The sequence below is a fragment of the Acidovorax sp. 94 genome (assembly GCF_003634645.1).
Taxonomy (GTDB): domain Bacteria; phylum Pseudomonadota; class Gammaproteobacteria; order Burkholderiales; family Burkholderiaceae_C; genus Acidovorax; species Acidovorax facilis.
In genome coordinates this window covers 4,649,144-4,668,699 of record NZ_RBJA01000001.1, presented here as the reverse complement: position 1 = coordinate 4,668,699, position 19,556 = coordinate 4,649,144, and the positions used below count along the sequence as shown (strand labels likewise).

At 66.5% G+C, this 19,556-nt stretch carries 19 protein-coding genes; 11 read left to right on the top strand and 8 right to left on the bottom strand.

Going from position 1 to position 19,556, the window contains the following annotated elements; translation table 11 throughout:
- Positions 1-28: 28 nt before the first annotated feature.
- The 8 genes from C8C94_RS21515 (at position 29) to C8C94_RS21480 (ending at position 8,158) form a co-directional block, all read left to right on the top strand.
- Entirely contained in the window at positions 29-1,657 is a 1,629-nt protein-coding gene (locus C8C94_RS21515; RefSeq protein ID WP_233573539.1) for a sigma-54-dependent Fis family transcriptional regulator, read from the top strand.
- A gap of 233 nt (positions 1,658-1,890) precedes the next feature.
- Positions 1,891-2,802 carry a sulfurtransferase gene (locus C8C94_RS21510; protein WP_056745584.1) on the top strand — a complete coding sequence of 304 codons (912 nt, stop codon included), beginning with the start codon at positions 1,891-1,893 and terminating at the stop codon, positions 2,800-2,802.
- 86 nt (positions 2,803-2,888) lie between these two features.
- Positions 2,889-3,458, top strand: coding sequence for an OsmC family protein (locus C8C94_RS21505; protein ID WP_008905298.1), 570 nt, complete (start codon positions 2,889-2,891; stop codon positions 3,456-3,458).
- A 43-nt stretch (positions 3,459-3,501) separates the two neighbouring features.
- Positions 3,502-4,659, top strand: coding sequence for an acyl-CoA dehydrogenase family protein (locus tag C8C94_RS21500; RefSeq protein WP_121422150.1), 1,158 nt, complete (start codon positions 3,502-3,504; stop codon positions 4,657-4,659).
- On the top strand, positions 4,656-5,981 hold the full coding sequence (locus C8C94_RS21495; protein WP_121422149.1) for an FAD-dependent oxidoreductase: 1,326 nt from the start codon (positions 4,656-4,658) through the stop codon (positions 5,979-5,981). The genes C8C94_RS21500 and C8C94_RS21495 overlap by 4 nt, the downstream gene beginning before the upstream one ends.
- Before the next feature lie 157 nt (positions 5,982-6,138).
- Positions 6,139-6,717, top strand: a complete 579-nt coding sequence (locus C8C94_RS21490; RefSeq protein WP_055396334.1) for a DUF3455 domain-containing protein — start codon at positions 6,139-6,141, stop codon at positions 6,715-6,717.
- Between the two features lie 107 nt (positions 6,718-6,824).
- Positions 6,825-7,391 carry a sigma-70 family RNA polymerase sigma factor gene (locus C8C94_RS21485; RefSeq protein WP_121422148.1) on the top strand — a complete coding sequence of 189 codons (567 nt, stop codon included), beginning with the start codon at positions 6,825-6,827 and terminating at the stop codon, positions 7,389-7,391.
- Positions 7,388-8,158, top strand: coding sequence for an anti-sigma factor domain-containing protein (locus C8C94_RS21480; protein ID WP_121422147.1), 771 nt, complete (start codon positions 7,388-7,390; stop codon positions 8,156-8,158). The genes C8C94_RS21485 and C8C94_RS21480 overlap by 4 nt, the downstream gene beginning before the upstream one ends.
- A gap of 271 nt (positions 8,159-8,429) precedes the next feature.
- Here the strand turns inward: C8C94_RS21480 and cynS are convergent, their stop codons facing one another.
- The 6 genes from cynS to C8C94_RS21450 form a co-directional block, all read right to left on the bottom strand.
- Positions 8,430-8,873, bottom strand: coding sequence for a cyanase (cynS, locus tag C8C94_RS21475; RefSeq protein WP_121422146.1), 444 nt, complete (start codon positions 8,871-8,873; stop codon positions 8,430-8,432).
- 114 nt (positions 8,874-8,987) lie between these two features.
- On the bottom strand, positions 8,988-9,872 hold the full coding sequence (locus C8C94_RS21470) for an ABC transporter ATP-binding protein (RefSeq protein ID WP_121422145.1): 885 nt from the start codon (positions 9,870-9,872) through the stop codon (positions 8,988-8,990).
- Positions 9,862-10,731: a nitrate ABC transporter permease gene (gene ntrB, locus C8C94_RS21465; protein WP_099731375.1), complete on the bottom strand. Its 870-nt coding sequence runs from the start codon at positions 10,729-10,731 to the stop codon at positions 9,862-9,864. Before ntrB ends, C8C94_RS21470 begins: the two co-directional genes overlap by 11 nt.
- Before the next feature lies 1 nt (position 10,732).
- On the bottom strand, positions 10,733-12,139 hold the full coding sequence (locus C8C94_RS21460) for a CmpA/NrtA family ABC transporter substrate-binding protein (protein ID WP_121422144.1): 1,407 nt from the start codon (positions 12,137-12,139) through the stop codon (positions 10,733-10,735).
- 146 nt (positions 12,140-12,285) lie between these two features.
- Positions 12,286-12,981, bottom strand: a complete 696-nt coding sequence (locus C8C94_RS21455) for a response regulator transcription factor (RefSeq protein WP_121422143.1) — start codon at positions 12,979-12,981, stop codon at positions 12,286-12,288.
- Positions 12,978-14,186: a PAS domain-containing sensor histidine kinase gene (locus C8C94_RS21450; protein WP_121422142.1), complete on the bottom strand. Its 1,209-nt coding sequence runs from the start codon at positions 14,184-14,186 to the stop codon at positions 12,978-12,980. The genes C8C94_RS21455 and C8C94_RS21450 overlap by 4 nt, the downstream gene beginning before the upstream one ends.
- Before the next feature lie 90 nt (positions 14,187-14,276).
- On the opposite strand from C8C94_RS21450, the gene C8C94_RS21445 reads away from it, so the two are divergent.
- From C8C94_RS21445 to C8C94_RS21435, 3 genes are read left to right on the top strand one after another with little or no spacing between them, the layout of a single operon-like run.
- Entirely contained in the window at positions 14,277-15,128 is an 852-nt protein-coding gene (locus C8C94_RS21445; protein WP_121422141.1) for an ABC transporter permease, read from the top strand.
- Positions 15,125-15,640 (top strand): hypothetical protein, encoded by a 516-nt coding sequence (locus C8C94_RS21440; RefSeq protein WP_121422140.1) that lies wholly within the window; start codon positions 15,125-15,127, stop codon positions 15,638-15,640. Before C8C94_RS21445 ends, C8C94_RS21440 begins: the two co-directional genes overlap by 4 nt.
- Positions 15,637-16,989 (top strand): GAF domain-containing protein, encoded by a 1,353-nt coding sequence (locus tag C8C94_RS21435; protein WP_199731317.1) that lies wholly within the window; start codon positions 15,637-15,639, stop codon positions 16,987-16,989. Before C8C94_RS21440 ends, C8C94_RS21435 begins: the two co-directional genes overlap by 4 nt.
- A gap of 27 nt (positions 16,990-17,016) precedes the next feature.
- Here the strand turns inward: C8C94_RS21435 and C8C94_RS21430 are convergent, their stop codons facing one another.
- Together C8C94_RS21430 and C8C94_RS21425 are read right to left on the bottom strand one after the other, a co-directional pair.
- Positions 17,017-17,754 (bottom strand): hypothetical protein, encoded by a 738-nt coding sequence (locus tag C8C94_RS21430; protein WP_121422138.1) that lies wholly within the window; start codon positions 17,752-17,754, stop codon positions 17,017-17,019.
- Positions 17,755-17,942: 188 nt separating this feature from the next.
- Positions 17,943-19,532 carry a GMC family oxidoreductase gene (locus C8C94_RS21425; protein WP_121422137.1) on the bottom strand — a complete coding sequence of 530 codons (1,590 nt, stop codon included), beginning with the start codon at positions 19,530-19,532 and terminating at the stop codon, positions 17,943-17,945.
- Positions 19,533-19,556: the final 24 nt, after the last annotated feature.

Here is a 19,556-nt window from a genome sequence, read left to right as displayed (position 1 = left end):
CAATCGCCCTGACATGCCCCCACCGCCCATGCCCTCCCCTTCCAGCACGGCCCGCTCGCACAGCCCCACCGACTGGCACGCCCAGGAGCTGCTGCTGATGCGCGAGGTGATGCGCCTCATCGGCCGCAGCCTGGCGCCCGGCCTGGTGCTGCGCGAAATGCTGCACCTGATGAGCGAGCTGCTGGGCCTGAACCGGGGGCGCATCGTGCTGGTGGACAACGCTCCCTCCTCCCCAGCCGGCGCGCCGCGCACCGCCTCCATCCAGCATGCGTACGGCCTCACCCAGGCCGAGGTGCAGCGCGGGCGGTACGCCTGGGGCGAGGGCATCACAGGCCGCGTGCTGGCCACGGGGCAGCCTGCCATCGTGCAGGACATTGATGCCGAACCGCTGTTTCTGGCACGCGCAGTGGAGCGCAGCCAGCTGCCGCCCGAGACGGTGGCCTTCATCGCACTGCCCATCGAGGTCAACAACGCGCCCATCGGCGTGCTGGCCTGCCACCGCATCCGCAGCCGCCAGCGCCACCTGAACGACGACCTGGCGGTGCTGCGCGTGCTGGCCACGCTGGTCGGGCAGCTGCTGCAGCTGGAAGCCCTGGTGGCAGAGCAGACGCGGCAGCTGGAGGCGCGCAATGCCGTGCTGGCCAACGCGCTCAACACCAAAAGCGCGCGCTACGGGCTCATAGGCAGCTCGCCACCGCTGCTGCAGGCCTTGAGCGAGCTGGAGCGCGTGTCGCAAACCCAGGCCACCGTGCTGCTGCTGGGCCAGTCGGGCACGGGCAAGGAGCTGTTCGCACGCGCCGTGCACCTGGCCAGCGGGCGGCGCGACCGACCCTTCATCAAGGTCAACTGCTCGGCCATTCCGGACGCGCTGTTCGAATCCGAACTGTTTGGCTACGAAAAAGGCGCGTTCACCGGCGCCAGCACAGCCCGCGCGGGCTGGTTCGAGCAGGCCGACAGCGGCACCATCTTTCTCGACGAGATTGGCGAGCTGCCGCTGGCCCTGCAGTCCAAGCTGCTGCGCACGCTGCAGGAGGGCACGCTGGTGCGCCTGGGCGGGCAGCGCGAGGTCAAGGTCAACGTGCGCCTGGTGGCGGCCACCCACCGCGACCTGGCGGCCGATGTGGAGGCCGGGCGCTTTCGGCAGGACCTGTACTACCGCCTGCACGTGATTCCGATCCATCTGCCCTCGCTGGCCGAGCGGCGTGAAGACATCCGCGCGCTGGCGCTGCACTTTGTGAGCCGCGCCAACCAGGCGCACCAGCGCAACGTGAACCTCTCGCCCGACGCGCTGGCGCGGCTGGAAGAACACCCCTGGCCCGGCAACATCCGCGAGCTGGGCAATGTGATCGAACGCCTGGTGCTGCTGACCAATGACACGCTGGTAACGCGTGGCGAGCTGGACCGGTTTCTGCCCGCTGCGGCTGTGGTTTTGCCACCCGCACCGGCGCCCATTCAGCAGATTCAGGCCGAGATGCCGTCTACCCCTATCGCCGCAGCACCGCTAGTGCGCGACTACGCCTCGGCCCAGTCCCACAGCGTTCAGGTGCTGCAGGCCGCGCTGGTCGAACACCACGGCAACCAATCGCGCGCGGCGCAGAGCCTGGGGTTGACGCTCCGGCAGTTCGCTTACCGGCTGCGCAAAGCAGGCTTGAAGTGACGCCCAACACTGTGTCAACAATTTGTAGACACAGTGTTCAGCATCCGCGTTGGACAGGCTGCGCTCTGGTGATAGTCGGCAAAAAATACTATCAAATCAATAGCTGTCAGCGCTTTACCAATAAGCGCTAGCAGCCTATTTCATTCAAATTTCTTTGCATTCCCAAGCTCTGGCACACCTGTTGCGATAAGGAAGGCAGGCATCCCGCCCACCACCGCATCGAAAGGTTTCCCATGAGCACCGTGACCGCCACCGCCTCCGACGCCGTCCTCATCTCACCCACCCAGTTGTTGGCCCTGCAAGCCGCAGAACCTGTGGTGCTGATCGACACCCGCGACGCCGACACCTATGCCCTGGGGCACATCCCCGGCGCGGTGAACCTGCGCGAGACATTCACGTACCTGGCCACCTCCACGCCCCAAGGCCTGCAGGAGCTGAAAGACACCTTTGCCGCGCACCTGGGCGCCATCGGCCTGTCGGGCGCCGAGACGGCCGTGTTCTATGAAGATGCGCTCAACAGCGGCTACGGCCAGTCGTGCCGGGGCTACTACCTGCTGACCTGGCTGGGCTACCCCAAGGTCAAGGTATTGAATGGCGGCTACTCGGCCTGGAAGGCGGCAGAGCTGCCCGTCTCCACCGAGGCCGTGGTGCCCACGCCCGCCATCTTCCCCACCCAGCTGGCCACCACCGATGTGATGCTGACCAAGGAAGATGTGATCGAGGCCCTGGGCACCGACACCGTGCTGCTGGACGTGCGCGATGTGGACGAGTGGATTGGCGACAGCTCCAGCCCTTATGGCAAGGACTTTGCGCCGCGCAAAGGCCGCCTGCCGGGCGCCAAGTGGCTGGAGTGGTACCGCTTCATGAAGCCCTCGCCCCAGGGTCCGGTGTTCAAGTCGCCCGACGAAGTGCGCGCCGAATGCGCCACGGCGGGCATCAGCCCGGCGGACACGGTGTACCTGTATTGCTTCAAGGGCGCACGCGCGTCCAACACCTTCCTGGCGCTCAAGCAGGCGGGCTTTGCCGATGTGCGCATGTACTTCGGCTCGTGGAACGAATGGTCGCGCGACGACAAGCTGCCGATCGAAAGCGGGCTGCCGCTGGTCAAGTTCCCCAAAAAGCCTGCGCTGGCACTGGCGGCCTGAGCACCGTGCGTTGTTGCAGCGGGCATGGCCCGCTGCGAACCCTGTCCTTCTTTTTTGCATTCCCTTCTCTTTCTCCAAGGAACACCATGTCCACCGATCTGCTGGAACCCTCTGCCCCCGTCACCACCGTGCACACACACCTGCGCCCCATCGACCGCGACGGGCTGATGGCCTTTGCCGACAAGGGCCGCAACAACCCTGCCAGCCGGGGTACCAACAAGGTCCATACGGTGATGGAGGGGCAGTACCGCTCGCTGAGCTATGTGGGCAACCACGCGCCGGTGGTGGTGGACGAGCCCCTGCACCTGTTCGGCCAGGACACGGCGCCTGCGCCCGGCGAGATCGTGCTGTCGGGCCTGGGCGGCTGCCTGGCCGTGGGCATCACTGCCGTGGCCACCTGGAAGCAGGTCAAGCTCAGCAAGATCGAGGTGTTCATGGAAGGCGACATCGGCAACCCCGCCGCCTGGGGTGCGGGTGGCGCATTGCAGAAGACGCCGCCGGAGATGGGCTTTCAGGCGATCCGCGTGAAGGTGCTGGTGGAAGGCGATGCGCCGCGCGAGGTGCTGGACGAGATCGTGCAGCACGCCAACTTCTACTCGCCCGTGGCCAACAGCATGCGCAACCCCATTCCGTTCGAAATCAGCCTCGCGGACTAAATAGCCCCGCCACCAAGCCCGCCCTGCGCACCCAAGGAGCCCCATGAACCCCGCCGACCTCCCTCCCCAACTCCACCTGGACGGCGCCCTGCGGGGCGATGCGCTGCTGGCCGCCGTGCGCCAGATTGCGCAGGGCCCGCTGGCCACGCAGGTGGAGGCGATTGACCGCACCGGCTACTACCCGTGCGCCGAGCTGCGGCAGCTGGCCGCCGTGGGCGCGATGAGCGCGCACCTGGACAGCACGGCGGGCCCGGCCGACTACGGCCTGGCCATCAGCGCCATGGCCGAGGCCTCGCGCGTGTGCGGCGCTACCGGCTTCATGATGTGGTGCCAGGCGGTGTGCGGGCTGTACCTGCAGCAGTCGGGTAACCCCGCGCTGATGGGAGATGTGCTGCAGCGCCACGCCAGCGGCGCAGGCATGGGCGGCACGGCGCTGTCCAACCCCATGAAGAGCTACGCGCAAATCGAAAGCCTGCTGCTCAAGGCCACGCCCGTGGAGGGGGGCTACCTCATCAACGGCACCCTGCCCTGGGTGAGCAACCTGGGGCCCGACCACTACTGCGGCGCGATTGCGGCGGTGGTGGAGGCCGACGGTGCGGCCAGCCAGCGCGAGGTGATGTTCCTGCTGCGCTGCGATGCCCCCGGCGTGGAGATGCGCGAATGCCCCAGCTTCTCCGCCATGGAGGGCACGGGCACCTATGCACTGCGGCTCAAGGACCATTTCATCGGCACGGCCGACACCATGGCCGACCCTACCCGGCCTTTCATCGCCCGCATCCGCGCTGCGTTTGTGATGCTGCAATGTGGCATGGCCGTGGGCATCACCCAGGGCGCCATCGACTCGATGTGGGCGGTGGAGGCCCAACTGGGCCACGTCAACCAGTTCCTGGAAGACCGGCCCGATGCCCTGCAGGCCGAGCTGGATGCACTGACCGCACGCGTCATTCAACTGGCCCAGACCCCTTTCGACACAAGCACTGATTTCTTCATCGATGTGCTGGACGCCCGTGCCCATGGTGCGGAGCTGTGCCTGCGCGCCGCCCAGTCGGCCCTGATGCACCAGGGTGCGCGCGGCTACCTGATGAGCTCGGACGTGCAGCGGCGCGTGCGCGAGTCGCACTTTGTGGCCATCGTCACGCCCGCCATCAAGCACCTGCGCAAGGAGATCGCCCGGCTCAGCACCGAGGAGATGCCTGCATGACACCCGCCCTCCCCACCGCCACCACGCCGTCGGTTACCTCCGAGTTCGTGTTGAGCGCGGCATCGCAGGCGCTGTGCGATGCGTTTGCCGACACGGCCGCCCAGGCGCCCTGGCAAAGCTACATCTGCAACGCCTGCGGCTACGTCTACCACGAGGCCGACGGCGACCCCGATGGCGGCCTGCCGCCGGGCACGCGGCTGGCGGACATACCCGACGACTGGGCCTGCCCGCTGTGTGGAGTGACCAAGGCCGATTTTTCTCCGTACGAAGCCCCCACGCTGGAGGCGCTGCGGGCGCAGGCCAGCGCAGCGCCAGCCGCCTCCCTCCGCGTGCGTGGCGAGCCGGGCGTGGTCATCGTCGGCGCGGGCCGTGCAGGCTGGCAACTGGCCGAAACCCTGCGCCAACACAGCGCCACGCTGCCCATCACCCTGGTGACGGCCTGCGCGGGCGACCGGTACGACAAGCCTTTGCTGTCGGTGGCCATGGCGCGCCAGCTGGACCCGCTGGCCCTGGTGTCCGAAACCGGTCGCGATGCGGCGCACCGCCTGGGCGTCACCCTGCTGGCCCACACCCATGCCGTGCGCATCTGCGCCGACACCCGCCAATTGCGCACCACGCGGGGCGTGCTGCGCTACGGCCACCTGGTGCTGGCCCACGGTGCGCAGGCCGCCTTGCCTCCGGGCTTGCCCGCCAGCCTGTGCTGGCGCATCAACCACCTGGACGCCTACCAGCGTCTGCGCCAGCACCTGGGCGACCAGCCCAAGGACGTGCTCATCATCGGCGCGGGCCTGGTCGGCAGTGAGCTGGCCAACGACCTGGCACTGGGCGGCCACCACATCACGCTGCTGGACACGGCCACCGAACCACTGGCGCGCTGGCACGACCAGCAGGCGGGCCCGCAGCTGCTGGACGCCTGGAAAGACCTGTCCATCCGCTTTGAAGGCGGTCTGCAGGTGGAGCAGGTGGAACGCGTGGGCTCGCGCTACCGCGTCTCCACCACCAGCGGGCGGCGTTTTGCGGCGGACGAAGTGGTGGTGGCTGCAGGCCTGCTGCCCCCCCACCGCCTGGCGCAGAGTGCAGGGCTTGACTGGACCCATGGCATTGCGGTGGACGCAGGCACCCTGCAAACCAGCGTATCCCGCATCCATGCACTGGGCGATTGCATCAGCATCGACGGGCAGTGCAGCCGCTACATCGAACCGATTGCCCGGCAGGCGCGCACGCTGGCGGCCGCCATCCTGGGTCAACCGGTGGCCCCCTATGAGCACCGGGCGGCCGTGGTGCGGGTCAAGACCACCACCCGGCCACTGACCCTGCATTGAGGCAGCCTCGGGCCCGGGCGGCAATCTTGCCCGGGCTGGCACCGGCAAAAAATTTTTTGGCATCCACTGCATCCAAACGGCGTTTTCGTGGGTAGTACCTACAGCAGCGCATCTTGTTGCTGCTGTCCTATCAACCCACAGACCAGAAAGAAACGCCATGACCATCCACACGTCCCCCATCTCCCGCCTGCTGCCCCTGACGGGCGCCATTGCCGCCGCCGTGCTGCTGAGCGCCTGCGGTTCGATGATGTCGTCGTCCTCCAAATCCATGTATTCGCAGGACAGCCTGCCCGACAGCATCAAGGTGCCGGCTGGCAACAAGGTGGCGATGGAAACCGTGGGCGTGGGCGAGATCACCTACGAATGCCGCGACAAGGCCAACATGCCCGGCCAGACCGAATGGGTGTTCGTGGGCCCCAAGGCCGTGCTGAATGACCGCAGCGGCAAACAAGTGGGCACCTACTACGGCCCGCCGGCCACCTGGGAGTCGAGCGATGGGTCCAAGCTGACTGCCACCCAGCTGGCCGTGGCGCCATCGGGCACGGGCAACCTGCCCTACCAGCTCGTCAAGGCCAACCCCGCCATGGGTTCGGGCGCCATGACCGGCGTGACCTTCATCCAGCGTGTGGCCCTCAAGGGCGGAGTGGCACCCGCTGCTGCCTGCACCACCGCCAACAAGGGCGAGCGCCAGATCGTGAAGTACCAGGCCGACTACATCTTCTGGAAGGCCGCGTAAACCACACACACGCAATCCCCTGCCCAGCGGGGGCTACCGCCAGGCGGTGGCGGGTTTGCGGCTACGATGCGCCCACCCTCTAGCCGCGGCCCCGCTGCCTGCACACCGTGCCCGACACCCCTGGCGATTTTGACTACGAAGCCGCTCTGGCCGCCTGCGCAGCCGGCGACCGGCAGGCCATGCACCGCCTGTACCAACAGGAGGGCGCGCGGCTGCTGGGCGTGGCGCTGCGCATCGTGCGCCAGCGCGCGCTGGCCGAGGACATCGTGCACGATGCCTGCGTGAACATCTGGACGCGCGCCGCCAGCTACGACGCGCGCCGGGGCAGTGCTCGCGGCTGGATCTACAGCGTGGTGCGCAACCTGGCCCTGAACGCCGTGCGCGACGCGGGCCGCCACGTTGATGTGGACGACACCACCACCCAAGCCCTGGAGGCCGACATGTCTGTGCAGGCCCACCATGAGGTCGAGGAAGCCTTTGCGCTGAGCGCCAGCCTGGGCCGCCTGCAGCATTGCCTGGAGGCCCTGGACCCCGCGCGCCGCAACTGCGTGTTGCACGCCTATGTGGACGGCTGCTCGCACGGCGAAATTGCGGAGCGCCTCGGCGCGCCGCTGGGCACCGTGAAGGCGTGGATCCGGCGCAGCCTGGTATCGCTGCGGGAGTGCATGGCATGACCGACGTGCGCAACACACCGGCCCCCCCCTTGCCGGAAGACCTGAGCGTGCTGGCCGGCGAGTACGTGCTGGGCACCCTGCCCGCTGCCGAGCGCCAGGGCGTGCAGCAACGCCTGCCAGGTGACAAGGCATTGCAACAGGCGGTGGCCGAATGGGAGGCCCGCCTGCTGCCGCTGACCCAGCTGGCGGAGCCCATCGCGCCGCCCGCTGCCTTGTGGGCGCGCATCGACCAGTCGCTGCAGGCCGCCAGCGCGCAGCCGGTTGCGACACCCGTTGCCGCCCAACCCCGCGCAAAAACCGAGCGCAAGCCATCCGTGCGCTGGTGGGACCACCTGGGCCTGTGGCGAGCCCTCGCCGGCTCGGGCTTTGCCATGGCGGCGGTGCTCGCGGCAGTGCTCGTCACCCGCACCGCCCCAGTGGCCGCGCCGCCGCAGTTCATGGTGGTGCTGGTCGCGCCGCAGGACAAGGCCCCGGGCTGGGTGGTGCAGGCCAGCTCGCCCCGGCAGATCAACCTGATTCCGCTGGGTATGGCCGAAGTACCGGCCGACAAGGCCCTGGAGTTCTGGACCAAGGCCGACGGCTGGAGCGGCCCCGTATCGCTGGGCCTGGTGCAGCCCGGTCAGCCCCTGCAGATCCCGCTGGACAAGCTGCCGCCGCTGCAGCCCAACCAGTTGTTCGAGCTGACGCTGGAACCGCCCACGGGCTCGCCGATTGGCAAGCCCACAGGCCCCATCCAGTTCATCGGCCGCGCCGTCAAGGTGCTCTGACTGTCTTCGTTACCCCACTCGGCGCAATGCATAGGCCCACGCCGGTGTAACGAGCACGGCCTATACCAGCGACCGCCGCGCAAGGGCCGCCAAGCCGCACAGGCGGCGCTTCGCTGGCGGGCGCTGGCGGTGACCCCCTTCCCCAATTGCGCAGCAATTCGAGAAAAGGGGCTGAGTGCCGCGGCTCCAGGCCTGCCTGCGCAGGCCTGGACGGCAACGAAGAGCGGCAGCCTCTGGCGGACGCACCGAGGCGCGAAGCGACTCAGGGGGTTCAATACTGCTTGTACGGCAGGAACTTGCCGGACAACACCACGTTGACACGGTCGCCATTGGGATTAGCTTCGCGCTGGATGTCCATGCTGAAGTCGATGGCGCTCATGATGCCGTCGCCAAACTCTTCGTGGATCAGCTCCTTGATGGTGGTGCCGTACACACTCACAACCTCGTACCAGCGGTAGATCAGTGGGTCGGTGGGCACGAGCGTGGGCAGCGAGCCCTTGTAGGGCACCACCTGCAGCCACTTCTGCTCTTCGGCCGTGAGGCCAAAGATCTTGCCGACGATCTTGGCCTGCTCAGGCGTAGCGGTCATCTGGCCCAGGCACAGGGCCGTGGTCCATTCCTTGGACTGGCCGACCTTCTTGGCAATGGCCTCCCATTGCAGGCCCTTGGCGACCTTGGTGCTGATGATCTTTTCGGTAACGTCGTTGCGGTTCATGGTGATGGCTCCTTCGGTTGGAGGGGTTTTGGAAGAGGGAACAGGAACTTCAGGGTGCAGCACTCCCTGCCACCCCCAAAGGGGCAACACGACAGGGCTTGGTTATTCAAAAGATCAGTGGGCTTTGGCTCGGGTGACGAGAAAGTCCACGATGTGGTTGCGCAGCGCGTAGTAGCCGTCCAGGTGGTGCAGGCTGGTGCGCGTGCGTTCGCGTGGCAGCGGGTTCACCACCACCTCGGCGATGCCGCCGGGGCGGTAGCCCTCGGGAGTCTCGTTGCCGTTGCTCATGAGCAGGATGCGGTCGGCCAGCAAGATGGCTTCGTCCACATCGTGCGTGATCATGAACACCGTCTGCTGCGTCTGGCGCACGATGGCCATCAGCTCGTCCTGGATGGTGCCGCGCGTGAGCGCATCGAGTGCGCCGAAGGGTTCATCCAGCAGCAGCATCTTGGGCTGGATGGAGAACGCGCGCGCAATGCCCACGCGCTGCTTCATGCCGCCTGAGAGTTGCGACGGCTTCTTGTCAATGGCAGGGCTCAGGCCCACCAGCGCTACGAACTTCTCCACATGCGCATCCACCTGGCTCTTCTTCCAGTCGGGCCAGCGCGACTTCACGGCGAACGCGATGTTCTGGCGCACCGTGAGCCAGGGCATGAGCGCATGGCTCTGGAACACCACGCCCCGGTCCAGACTGGGGCCGGCCACTTCGCGCCCGTCCATGATGACGGTGCCCGAGGTGGCGGTGTCCAGCCCCGCCAGCACGTTCAGGATGGTGGTCTTGCCGCAGCCCGAGTGGCCGATGATGCAGACGAACTCGCCCTTGTCGAGCGTGAACGACACATCAGCAAACACCGGCTTGGCGGGCACAAAAGCCTTGCTCAGCCGGTCAATCTGGAGAAAGCCTTGGGTCACGGCAGAGGCCTTTCGGTACGGTGTTTCAGCGGCGTCAGTGGAAAGAGGGGCTGGAATAGCCGGGCGCTGGGCGACATCACTCCACATAGGTCACCACCTTCTGCAGCTGGCCGAAGGCCAGGTCGAGCAACATGCCCACCACGCCAATCACCAGGATGGCAAAGATCACGTTGGTGAGCGACAGGTTGTTCCACTCGTTCCACACGAAGTAGCCAATCCCCGTGCCGCCCACCAGCATCTCGGCCGCCACGATCACCAGCCAGGCGATGCCCATGCTGATGCGCATGCCCGTGAGGATGGTGGGCGCTGCGGCGGGCAAGATCACCAGGAAGGCCTTGCGCAGCGGGTTGACCTGCAGCGTGGCCGACACGTTGAGCCACTCGCGCTTGACCGATGCCACGCCAAACGCCGTGTTCACCAGCATGGGCCACACCGAGCAGATGAAGATCACGAAGATGCCCGAGATCGATGAGTCCTTGATGGTGTAGAGAGCGAGCGGCATCCACGCCAGCGGGCTGATGGGCTTGAGCACCTGAATGAACGGGTCGAACGCACGGCGCAGCAGCGGCGACATGCCGATGACGAAACCGAGCGGTATCGCCACCAAGCAGGCCAGGCCAAACCCTAACGCGACCCGGCCCAGCGAATGCGCGAGCTGGATGGCGATGCCCTTGTCGTTGGGGCCGTTGTCATAGAACGGGTTGGACACGTGCCCCCACACGGTACGGCCCATCTCTGCCAGTGAGGGGAAGCCGCTGCCCTTGGCGCTGGCGCCTGGGTCCTTGCCCATCATCTTGGCGTACTCGATCTGCTCGGCGGTCATGCCGGCCGTGCTGTTGCCCGCGCCCGAAGAAGCGGTGGCGATGTACCAGATCCCCAGCAGGGCCAGGAAGATGAGCACGGACAACAGGCCCGCGCGCAGGTTGAGGTTCTTGGCGGGAGTCATGTCATGCCGCCTTGCGGATGGGGAAGCTCTTGGCGTACTCGGCCGCCTTCGCCGCATCGAACTCGCGCCCCATGATCTTGAACTTGGGGTACGCGCCTTCGGGCACCTTCTGGTCCAGCGCCTTCATCTGCTTTTTCGCATCGGTGATGAGGAACACCTTTTCGGCGATCTGCTTGTAGTCCACATCGCCCTTGATGTAGCCCCAGCGCTGCATCTGCGTGAGCATCCACACGGCCATGCTCTGCCAGGGCATGGGGTCGAAGTCGGCGCGGTCGGGCACGTTCTGGATCTTGCCCAGCCCGTCGGCAAACTTGCCGGTGAGCACCTGGTTGATCACGGCCTCAGGCTGGTTCAGGTAGGCCTGGGGCGCAATCACCTTGGCGATCAGTTCGCGGTTCTTGGGGTCACGCGCCATGGCGGCCGAGGTGAGTACTGCGCGGTACAGCGCAGCAAAGGTGTTGGGGTTCTTCTGGATGAACTCGGTGCTGGTGCCGAAGGCGCAGCAGGGGTGGCCGTTCCACAGGTCCTTGGTGAGCAGGTGGATAAAGCCGACTTCCTCGAACACGGCGCGCTGGTTGAAAGGATCGGGGCCCAGGAAGCCGTCGATATTGCCCGCACGCAGATTGGCCACCATTTCAGCCGGAGGCACCACACGCAGCTGCACGTCGGTGTCGGGGTTCAAGCCCGCCTCGGCCAGGTAGTAGCGCAACAGGAAGTTGTGCATGCTGTACTCGAACGGGATCGCGAACTTGAAGCCCTTCCAGTTCTTGGGGTCGCGGTTGTCCTTGTGCTTGAGGGCGAGCGTGATGGCCTGGCCGTTCACGTTCTGGATGGTGGCCACGTTCATGGGCGTGGCGTTGGAGCCTAGGCCCATGGAGATCGCGAGCGGCATAGGGCTCAGGAAGTGCGTAGCGTCGTACTCCTTGTTGATCATCTTGTCGCGGATCAGCGCCCAGCCAGCCGTCTTGGTGACTTCGACGCTCAGGCCCTGCTTGCTGTAGAAGCCCAGCGGGTGGGCCATGATCAGCGGGGTGGCGCAGGTAATCGGGATGAAGCCGATCTTGAGGTTGGTCTTCTCCAGTGCGCCCTGTTTCTCTTGCGCCATGGCCTGCATGCTGGCCACGGGCAGCACGCTGGCAATGGCTGCCATGGCCGTACTTTTGCCCACGGCCTTCAGGAAGCGGCGGCGCACCGCATCTTGCGGAAAAATGGCCTTGACCAGCGTGGCCTCGATGAACTCGTTGCTGTAGGCTTCGAACTCGCTTGTCATGCTACGCTGGCGCAGGGTGGCTGCGGCGGCATCGGCTGATACCTCGGCGTGGTGGTCGGCCACCGTGTGATCGCGGCCACAGCTGCATTTCAGCATCAACGGGCGGTCGGCATCGTAGGGCGAGAAGAATTCGGACATGGCACACCTCGAAGAAGTTGGTGCCAGGCGTTACGCAAAGCGCGGGCCAGTTTTTGCCGGAGTCGGCCCGCTGTCATGAATTCGTGGGTGTGGTGTCTACAGCGTGTAGGGCCAGCACTACAAATCGGTCGTGCAACGCACCGAATTCACTCTGCCGGTGCGCCACGCGCCAGCAGCGCAAGCTCCACATCGTTGCGCGCGCCGGTCTTCTCGAGGATGCGGGCGCGGTAGGTGCTTACCGTGTTGGGCGCGAGCTTGAGCTGCGCACCAATTTCGCTCACGCTCTGCCCGGCAGTGAGCAGGCGGAACACCTGGTGCTCCCGATAGGAGAGCGCGTCCACTCCGGCGGGCGTGCCCTGCTGGGCGGTGCGCACCACCCAGGTGCGTTCTAGTGCACCTGCCAGGGCTTGCGCGGTCGCTTCCGTCAGGTAGCGCCCACCAGCGGCCACCTTGCGCACAGCGGCCACCATGTCGTCGGGATCGGCGCTTTTGTGCAGGTAGCCCGCCGCGCCCATCTGGATGCAGCGCACCGCGTATTGCCGCTCGGGGTAGGTGCTGAGCATCAGCACCGGCAATGCAGACCAGGCCTTGCGCAGCGCCTGCAGCACTTCGAGGCCGTCCATGCCTGGCATGGCGATGTCCAGCAGCACCAGGTCCAGCCCCGGTGTTCCCGTGGGCCCTTGCAGGGCGGCGACCAGTTCCAGCACCTCGCTGCCCTGTGTGGCCTCGGCGACCACAGTGATCTCGGGCACGCCATTGGCCGGGTCGCCCAGCACCTGCTTGAGCCCCTCCCGCACGATGCGGTGGTCATCCCCGATCAATACGCGAACCACGGAATTCATGACAGCTCCAGAGGAATCAGCAATTGCAGGCACGAGCCCTGCCCCGGCTCGCTGGTGATGCTCAACCGGCCCCCAAGCTGCCGTGCCCGCTCGCGCATGCCCATCACGCCATAGGCGGTGGGCGCCTCCAGGGCCTGGCGGGTGGCGCCCACGCCGTTGTCGCGCACGCGCAGTTGCAGCATCTCGTCCTGCACGTCGATGGCAATGTCGATGGCGCTGGCCTGCGCGTGGCGACCCACATTGCTCAGCATCTCCTGGAAGATGCGGAACACAGCGATGGCTGCAGGCTCGGGCAAGTGCAAGGTGGCAGGCACCTCCATCTGCCACGCCAGCTCCAGCTCGGCCGACTGCACGAACTCCTGTGCCTGCCACTCCAGCGCTGCCCATAGCCCCTGGTGGTCCAGGATGCTGGGGCGCAGGTCGGTGATGATGCGGCCCACGTTGTCCACGGCGTTTTCGATCAGGCGGCTCATGTTCTGGCACTTGCAGCGCATCTGGGTGCGCATGTCGCCCGCGGCCTCGGGCGTGCGCTCGCCCTGCTCGCCCAGGCGCTTGTGCAGCCAGTTCACATCCATCTTCAGCGCCACCAGCAGACTGCCCAGCTCGTCGTGCACTTCGCGGGCGATGCGCGTTCGCTCGTCCTCGCGCACCTGCTCCGAGTAGGCCGACAGCTCGCGCAGCTGCGCCAGCGCCTGCGACAGCTCTTGTGTGCGCGCGGCCACGCGGCGCTCCAGCTCATCATTGGCGCGTGCCAGATCGTCGTGCGCGCGCTGCAGCTCATCGGCGGCACGCTTGCGGCTGGTAATGTCCACAAACGCGATCACCGCTCCCTGCACCTGATCGCCTTCCAGAATGGGGTGGCTCGAATATTCCACGGCAAACGCCGAGCCATCGCGGCGCCAGAACACCTCGGTGTCCACCCGGCAGGGCAGGCCCTGGCGGAACGCGTTGAAGATGGGGCAGTCGCCATCCGCATACGGGCTGCCGTCGGGGTGGCTGTGGTGGGTGAGCGCATGCATGTTGCGGCCCATCACCTCTTCGGCCGGAAAACCCAGCATCTGCGCGCCCGCCCGGTTGATGAACACGCAGTTGCCCGCCAGGTCGATGCCAAACACGCCCTCGCCCGTGGACTCCAGCAGCAACCCCAGGCGGTTTTGCCAGAGGGCACTGGCACCGGCAGGCAGGTTCAGGACATGGGTGGGCATAGGGGCACCCAAGCAATGGCCGTGCCCAGGTGGTGACCAGGAACACATCGGGGACTGTGCGCCCGCCCGCCAACATCGCACAATAAGCGGATGCAAACCGTTACCCCGTCCTCCGTGGCCCCCGTGGCCCCGCCCCCGCCGTCGGTATGGCGACCGCCCAGCCTGTCCGTGCGCTGGTGGCCCGTGTTCCTGCGCAATCTGCTGGTCTGGCGCAAGCTGGCCATCCCCAGCCTGGTGGGCAACATTGCCGAGCCGCTGATGTGGCTGGTGGCGTTTGGCTACGGCATGGGGGCCTTGGTGGGTCAGGTGAATGTGGGCGGCGCGGCGGGCGACACCAAGGTGCCCTACATCCTGTTCCTGGCCAGCGGCTCCATCTGCATGAGCGCCATGAACGCGGCCAGCTTTGAGGCGCTGTACTCGGCTTTCTCGCGCATGCATGTGCAAAAGACCTGGGACGGCATCATGAACGCGCCGGTGAGCCTCGACGATGTGGTGCAGGCCGAAATGCTGTGGGCGGCGTTCAAGGCGCTGTTCACCGTCACCGCCATCCTGGGCGTGATGCTGGCCCTCTCCATCAGCCACAGCCCCAAGCTGCTGGTGGCCTGGCCGGTGCTGCTGTTCGTGGGGGTGATGTTCTCCAGCATCGCGCTCATCTTCAATGCGCTGGCCAAGGGGTATGACTTCTTCACTTACTACTTCACGCTGGTGCTCACGCCCATGATGTTTCTCTCGGGTGTGTTCTTCCCGCGCGAGCAGTTGCCTCCCATCGTGCGCACCATCTCCGACTGGCTGCCGCTAACCAACGCGGTCGAGCTGGTACGCCCGCTGTTCATGGACCAGTGGCCCGCCCACCCCCTGCGCCACGGCCTGGTGCTGGTGGTGACCACCGTGGTGGCCTTCTGGGTGGCTCTGGCCCTGACCCGCAAACGCTTCAAGGCATGACCGCGCTGCTCGGCCCCAGCCATATCGCCATGGTGGCCAAAGGCGTGTCGGCCATCGTGGCGTCACGCGATGCGGCCCTGCGGCCGAGCATCATGCGGGCCGTGGGCAGTCGCATCAGCGGCGATGGGCTGGAGGTCACGGTGTACCTGCGGCGCAGCCAGTCCGAACAGTTGCTGCAGGACATTGCGCACACCGGAGAGATTGCCGTGGTGTTCAGCGTGCCGTCCACCCACCAAACGCTGCAGCTCAAGGCCCGCCGGGCCACGCAGCGCCCGGCCACTGATGGCGACCTGCCGGTGTTGCAGGCCTACCTGCAGTCCATGGTGCAGGAGGTGGGCCGGGTGGGTTATGGGCCGCAGTATGTGGGCGCCATGCTGGCAGCACCGCTGCAGGATGTGGTCGCAGTGACCTTCACTCCCACCAGCGCGTTCGACCAGACCCCAGGCCCGCGCGCAGGCGCGGAGTTGTGTGCGCTGCCCGCACCACCCACGCCACCCGTACTGCAGCCATGAGCTCCGCAGCGCCGTCCCTGCACAGCATCCGCCCCTGCCTGGAGGGGGCGATTCCCGCCATCATGGCGACCTGCGACCCTGACGGCACACCCAACGTGGCCTACATCTCGCAGGTGGTCTATGTGGATGCGGCGCACGTGGCGCTGTCGTTCCAGTTCTTCAACAAGACCCGCCAGAACATCCTGCGCAACCCGCGCGCGTCGGTGCTGGTGCTGGACCCAGTCACCGCCCATTTCTACCGCCTGCACCTGCTGTACGAACGCACCGAGGACAGCGGGCCGGTGTTCGAGAGCATGCGCGCGCAGCTGGCGGGCATTGCGTCGCATGCGGGCATGGCCGAGGTGTTTGAACTCAAAGGGGCCGACATCTACGCTGTGGAGCGCATCGAATCGGTAGCGGGCGAAGGCCTGCCGGCACCGGCGCCGCGTTCCGGGTTGCTGCACACGCTGCGTCTGTGCAGCGAGAGCATCGCGCGCTGCTCGGGGCTGGATGAATTGCTGCAAGGCGCGCTGCAGGGCCTGCAGGACAAGCTGGGCATTCAGCACGCCATGGTGCTGATGCTGGACGCCAGCGCCCAGCAGCTCTACACGGTGGCCAGCTGCGGCTATGCCACGTCGGGCGTGGGGTCAGAAATCCGACTGGGCCAGGGAGTGATCGGCATGGCTGCGCGCGAGCGAACGCCGGTGCGCATCAGCCACATGACGCACGCCGCCCTGTACAGCCATGCCATCCGCGAAAGCATGGACGCGCATGCCACACCCGATGCGCCCCCGCTGCGCGGCCTGGACATCCCCTACCCCGGGCTGCCAGAGCCGCACAGCCAGGTGGCGGTACCACTGCTGTCGACCGGGCGCCTGCTGGGTGTGCTGTTTGCCGAGAGCCCCGAGGACATGCGCTTTGGCTTCGAGGACGAAGACCTGCTGGTGGCGATTGCGGGCCAGCTGGCCGCCGCCATCGACCTGCTGCAGGCCGCGCCCGATGCGCCCGAGCCGCTGCCTACTCCGACTGCGGCACCGCCGGTGAGCGGCAGCGCGCTGCGGGTGCGCCACTTTGCGGCCAACGACAGCGTGTTCATCAACGACGACTATTTGATCAAGGGCGTGGCGGGCGCCATTGTCTGGAAGCTGCTGCGCGACCACCAGCACACCGGGCGCGTGGACTTCACCAACCGCGAACTGCGGCTGGACTCCGCCCTGCGCCTGCCCGATGTGGCCGACAACCTGGAGGCCCGCCTGCTATTGCTGCAGCGCCGCCTGCAGGAGAACTGCCCGCACATCCACATCGAAAAAACAGGGCGCGGGCGCTTTCGGCTGTGCGTGCTGCGCCCTGTGGTGCTGGAAGACGCCTGACGCCTTCACGCCACTGATTTCTCCAAGTCAGTGCACCAGACCCGGCACCACCGGCAGGCCCAGGCTGCGCATCAGCTTGGTCCACTCGGGCTGCGTGAGGTGCGGCTGCACCTGCGACAACACTGCGGCCAGCACAGGGGCAGGCGCGTGTTGCTTCATGTCCGACAGCATGGCCGTACGTTCGGCGGGTGACATGTAGGGCACCATCCAGCGGGCCACCACCATCATTTCCTGCGGCGGGATCGAGGCCACCAGCGCATCGTGCACGCCCGCCAGTTCCGCGTCGGTGTAGCACTGCCAGAGCACGCGGTTGTGCGCAGTCTCTTCCTCGTGCATGTGCTCGAAGTTGTGCGCCACAAACAGCGCCAGCTGGCGGTACAGGGCCTGGGTGGCTGCGGGGCGTGCGGGCTTGGCACAGGCCATCAGGTGGTTCACGCCGTCTGCCAGGGCCGTGATGGCCTCTTCGTGCTCCACATGTTCACCGGCAATGCTCTGGCTGGAGCCGGGCTGGCGCGCCTCCATGGCGGCGTGCACGAACTGGTTCTCGTGGTGCAGGTGGGCGCGGCACAGGTCCAGCAGCTGCATCACGCGGTCGCAGGTGTGGGCAAACTCCAGGTCATCCTCGACATCCATGCGGCCCAGGCCCAGCAGCGTGTCGGCCATGAAGGCGCGCAGCGCCTTGTGGATGCTGGCGTACATGTCCATGCGGGGGGCGGCGGGCTGGGCTTGGGTCAGTGCGGCAATTTCGCGGGCATCAATCTTCATCACGTTCTTTCATGGCCTCGTTGGGCTCTTTCAGCACCTTTTTTTGGGCGCCGGGCCGGGTGCACCATGCACCCGTTTCCATGCAAAGAAGTCTAGAAATTCGCCGCGCTTTTGCCTGTTAAAAACTCCTTAAACAGACCCTTTGAAAACCTTAAAAATCGCGTTCCGGGCGCCAAACGTGAAATCGTTCACGGCGCGGCGCGCAGCAGGTCCACCGCTTTTTCCGCAATCATCACCGTGGGCGCATTGGTGTTGCCGCTCACGATGCGCGGCATGATGGACGCATCCACTACACGCAGGCCCGCAAGGCCATGCACGCGCAGTTCGGCATCCACCACATCCATGGACCCAGGTCCCATACGGCAGGTGCCCACGGGGTGGTAGATGGTGTCGGCGTACTGGCGGACGAACTGCTCGATCTCGGCATCGGTGCGCGCACTGGCCGAGGCCGCCAGCTCCTTGGCGCCGAACTTCGCGAGCGCCGGTTGCATGAGGATCTCCCGCGTGCGTTTGAAGCCACGCACCATGCGCGCCATGTCATCGGGATCGGCCAGGAAGTTCGGGTCCACCAAAGGCAAGGTCATGGGGTCGCGGCTGGCCAGCATGACCGAGCCCCGGCTCTTGGGCTGCAGCAGGCACACGTGGGCCGAGTAACCATGGCCGAACACGGTCTTGCGCCCGTGGTCCACCAGCTTCCCGATCACAAAGTGCAGCTGCAGGTCGGGCGCTGGCTCGGATGGGTCGCTCTTGATAAAGCCCCCCGCCTCGGCAAAGTTCGTGGTCAACATGCCCGTGCGGTGCTTGCGCCATTCGGCAATGCCGCGCAGCGTCTGCGCCATGCCCGACAGTGACAGGCCGAACAGGTCCTTGAGCTCGGGTGCGTCCAGCACCTGCACCACGTCGGGATGGTCGTGCAGGTGCTGGCCCACGCCCGGCAGGTCGTGCAGCACCGGGATGCCGTGTTGCCGCAAGTGTGCGGCAGGCCCCACGCCCGACAGCATCAGCAGCTGCGGCGACAGCAGCGCGCCTGCACTCAGCAGCACCTCGCGTGCCGCGCGCACCTGCTGGAGCGTACCGCCCTGGCGGTATTCCACACCCACGGCGCGTGTGCCCTCGAACAGGATGCGCGTGGCATGCGCCCCGGTGATGACCTGCAGGTTGGGCCGCGCCAGGTGCGGCGTGAGGTAGCCCTTGGCGGCGCTGTGGCGCTCGCCGTTCTTGTGCGTGACCTGGTACAGGCCCACGCCTTCCTGCGTGGCGCCATTGAAGTCGGTGTTGTGCGGGTGCCCGGCCTGTACACCTGCGTCAGTGAAATATTGGCTGAACCGGTTGGGTGCACGCAGGTCTGCCACGTTGAAGGGCCCGCCCCGGCCGTGCCAATCGTTGGCACCGCGCTCGTTGTTCTCGGCACGCACAAAGTAAGGCTTCACATCCTCCCAGCCCCAGCCCGGGTTGCCCTGCGCGGCCCAGTGGTCGTAGTCGGCGTGCTGGCCCCGGATGTAGACCATGGCGTTGATGGAGCTGGAGCCCCCCAGCACCTTGCCGCGTGGCTGGTAGCCGCGCCGGTTGTTCAGCGCGGCCTGCGGCGTGGTGTTGAAGCCCCAGCCGTTCAGCTCGAACTTGGCCATCACGGCCAGCCCAGCCGGGCAGTGGATGAGCACGCTCTTGTCGGCAGGCCCGGCCTCCAGCAGGCAGACGCGCACGGAGGGGTTCTCAGTCAAACGGCCGGCCAGCACGGAGCCCGCCGAGCCGCCACCGATCACGATGTAGTCAAACATGTTGTTGTGTCTCCTCCGCCATGC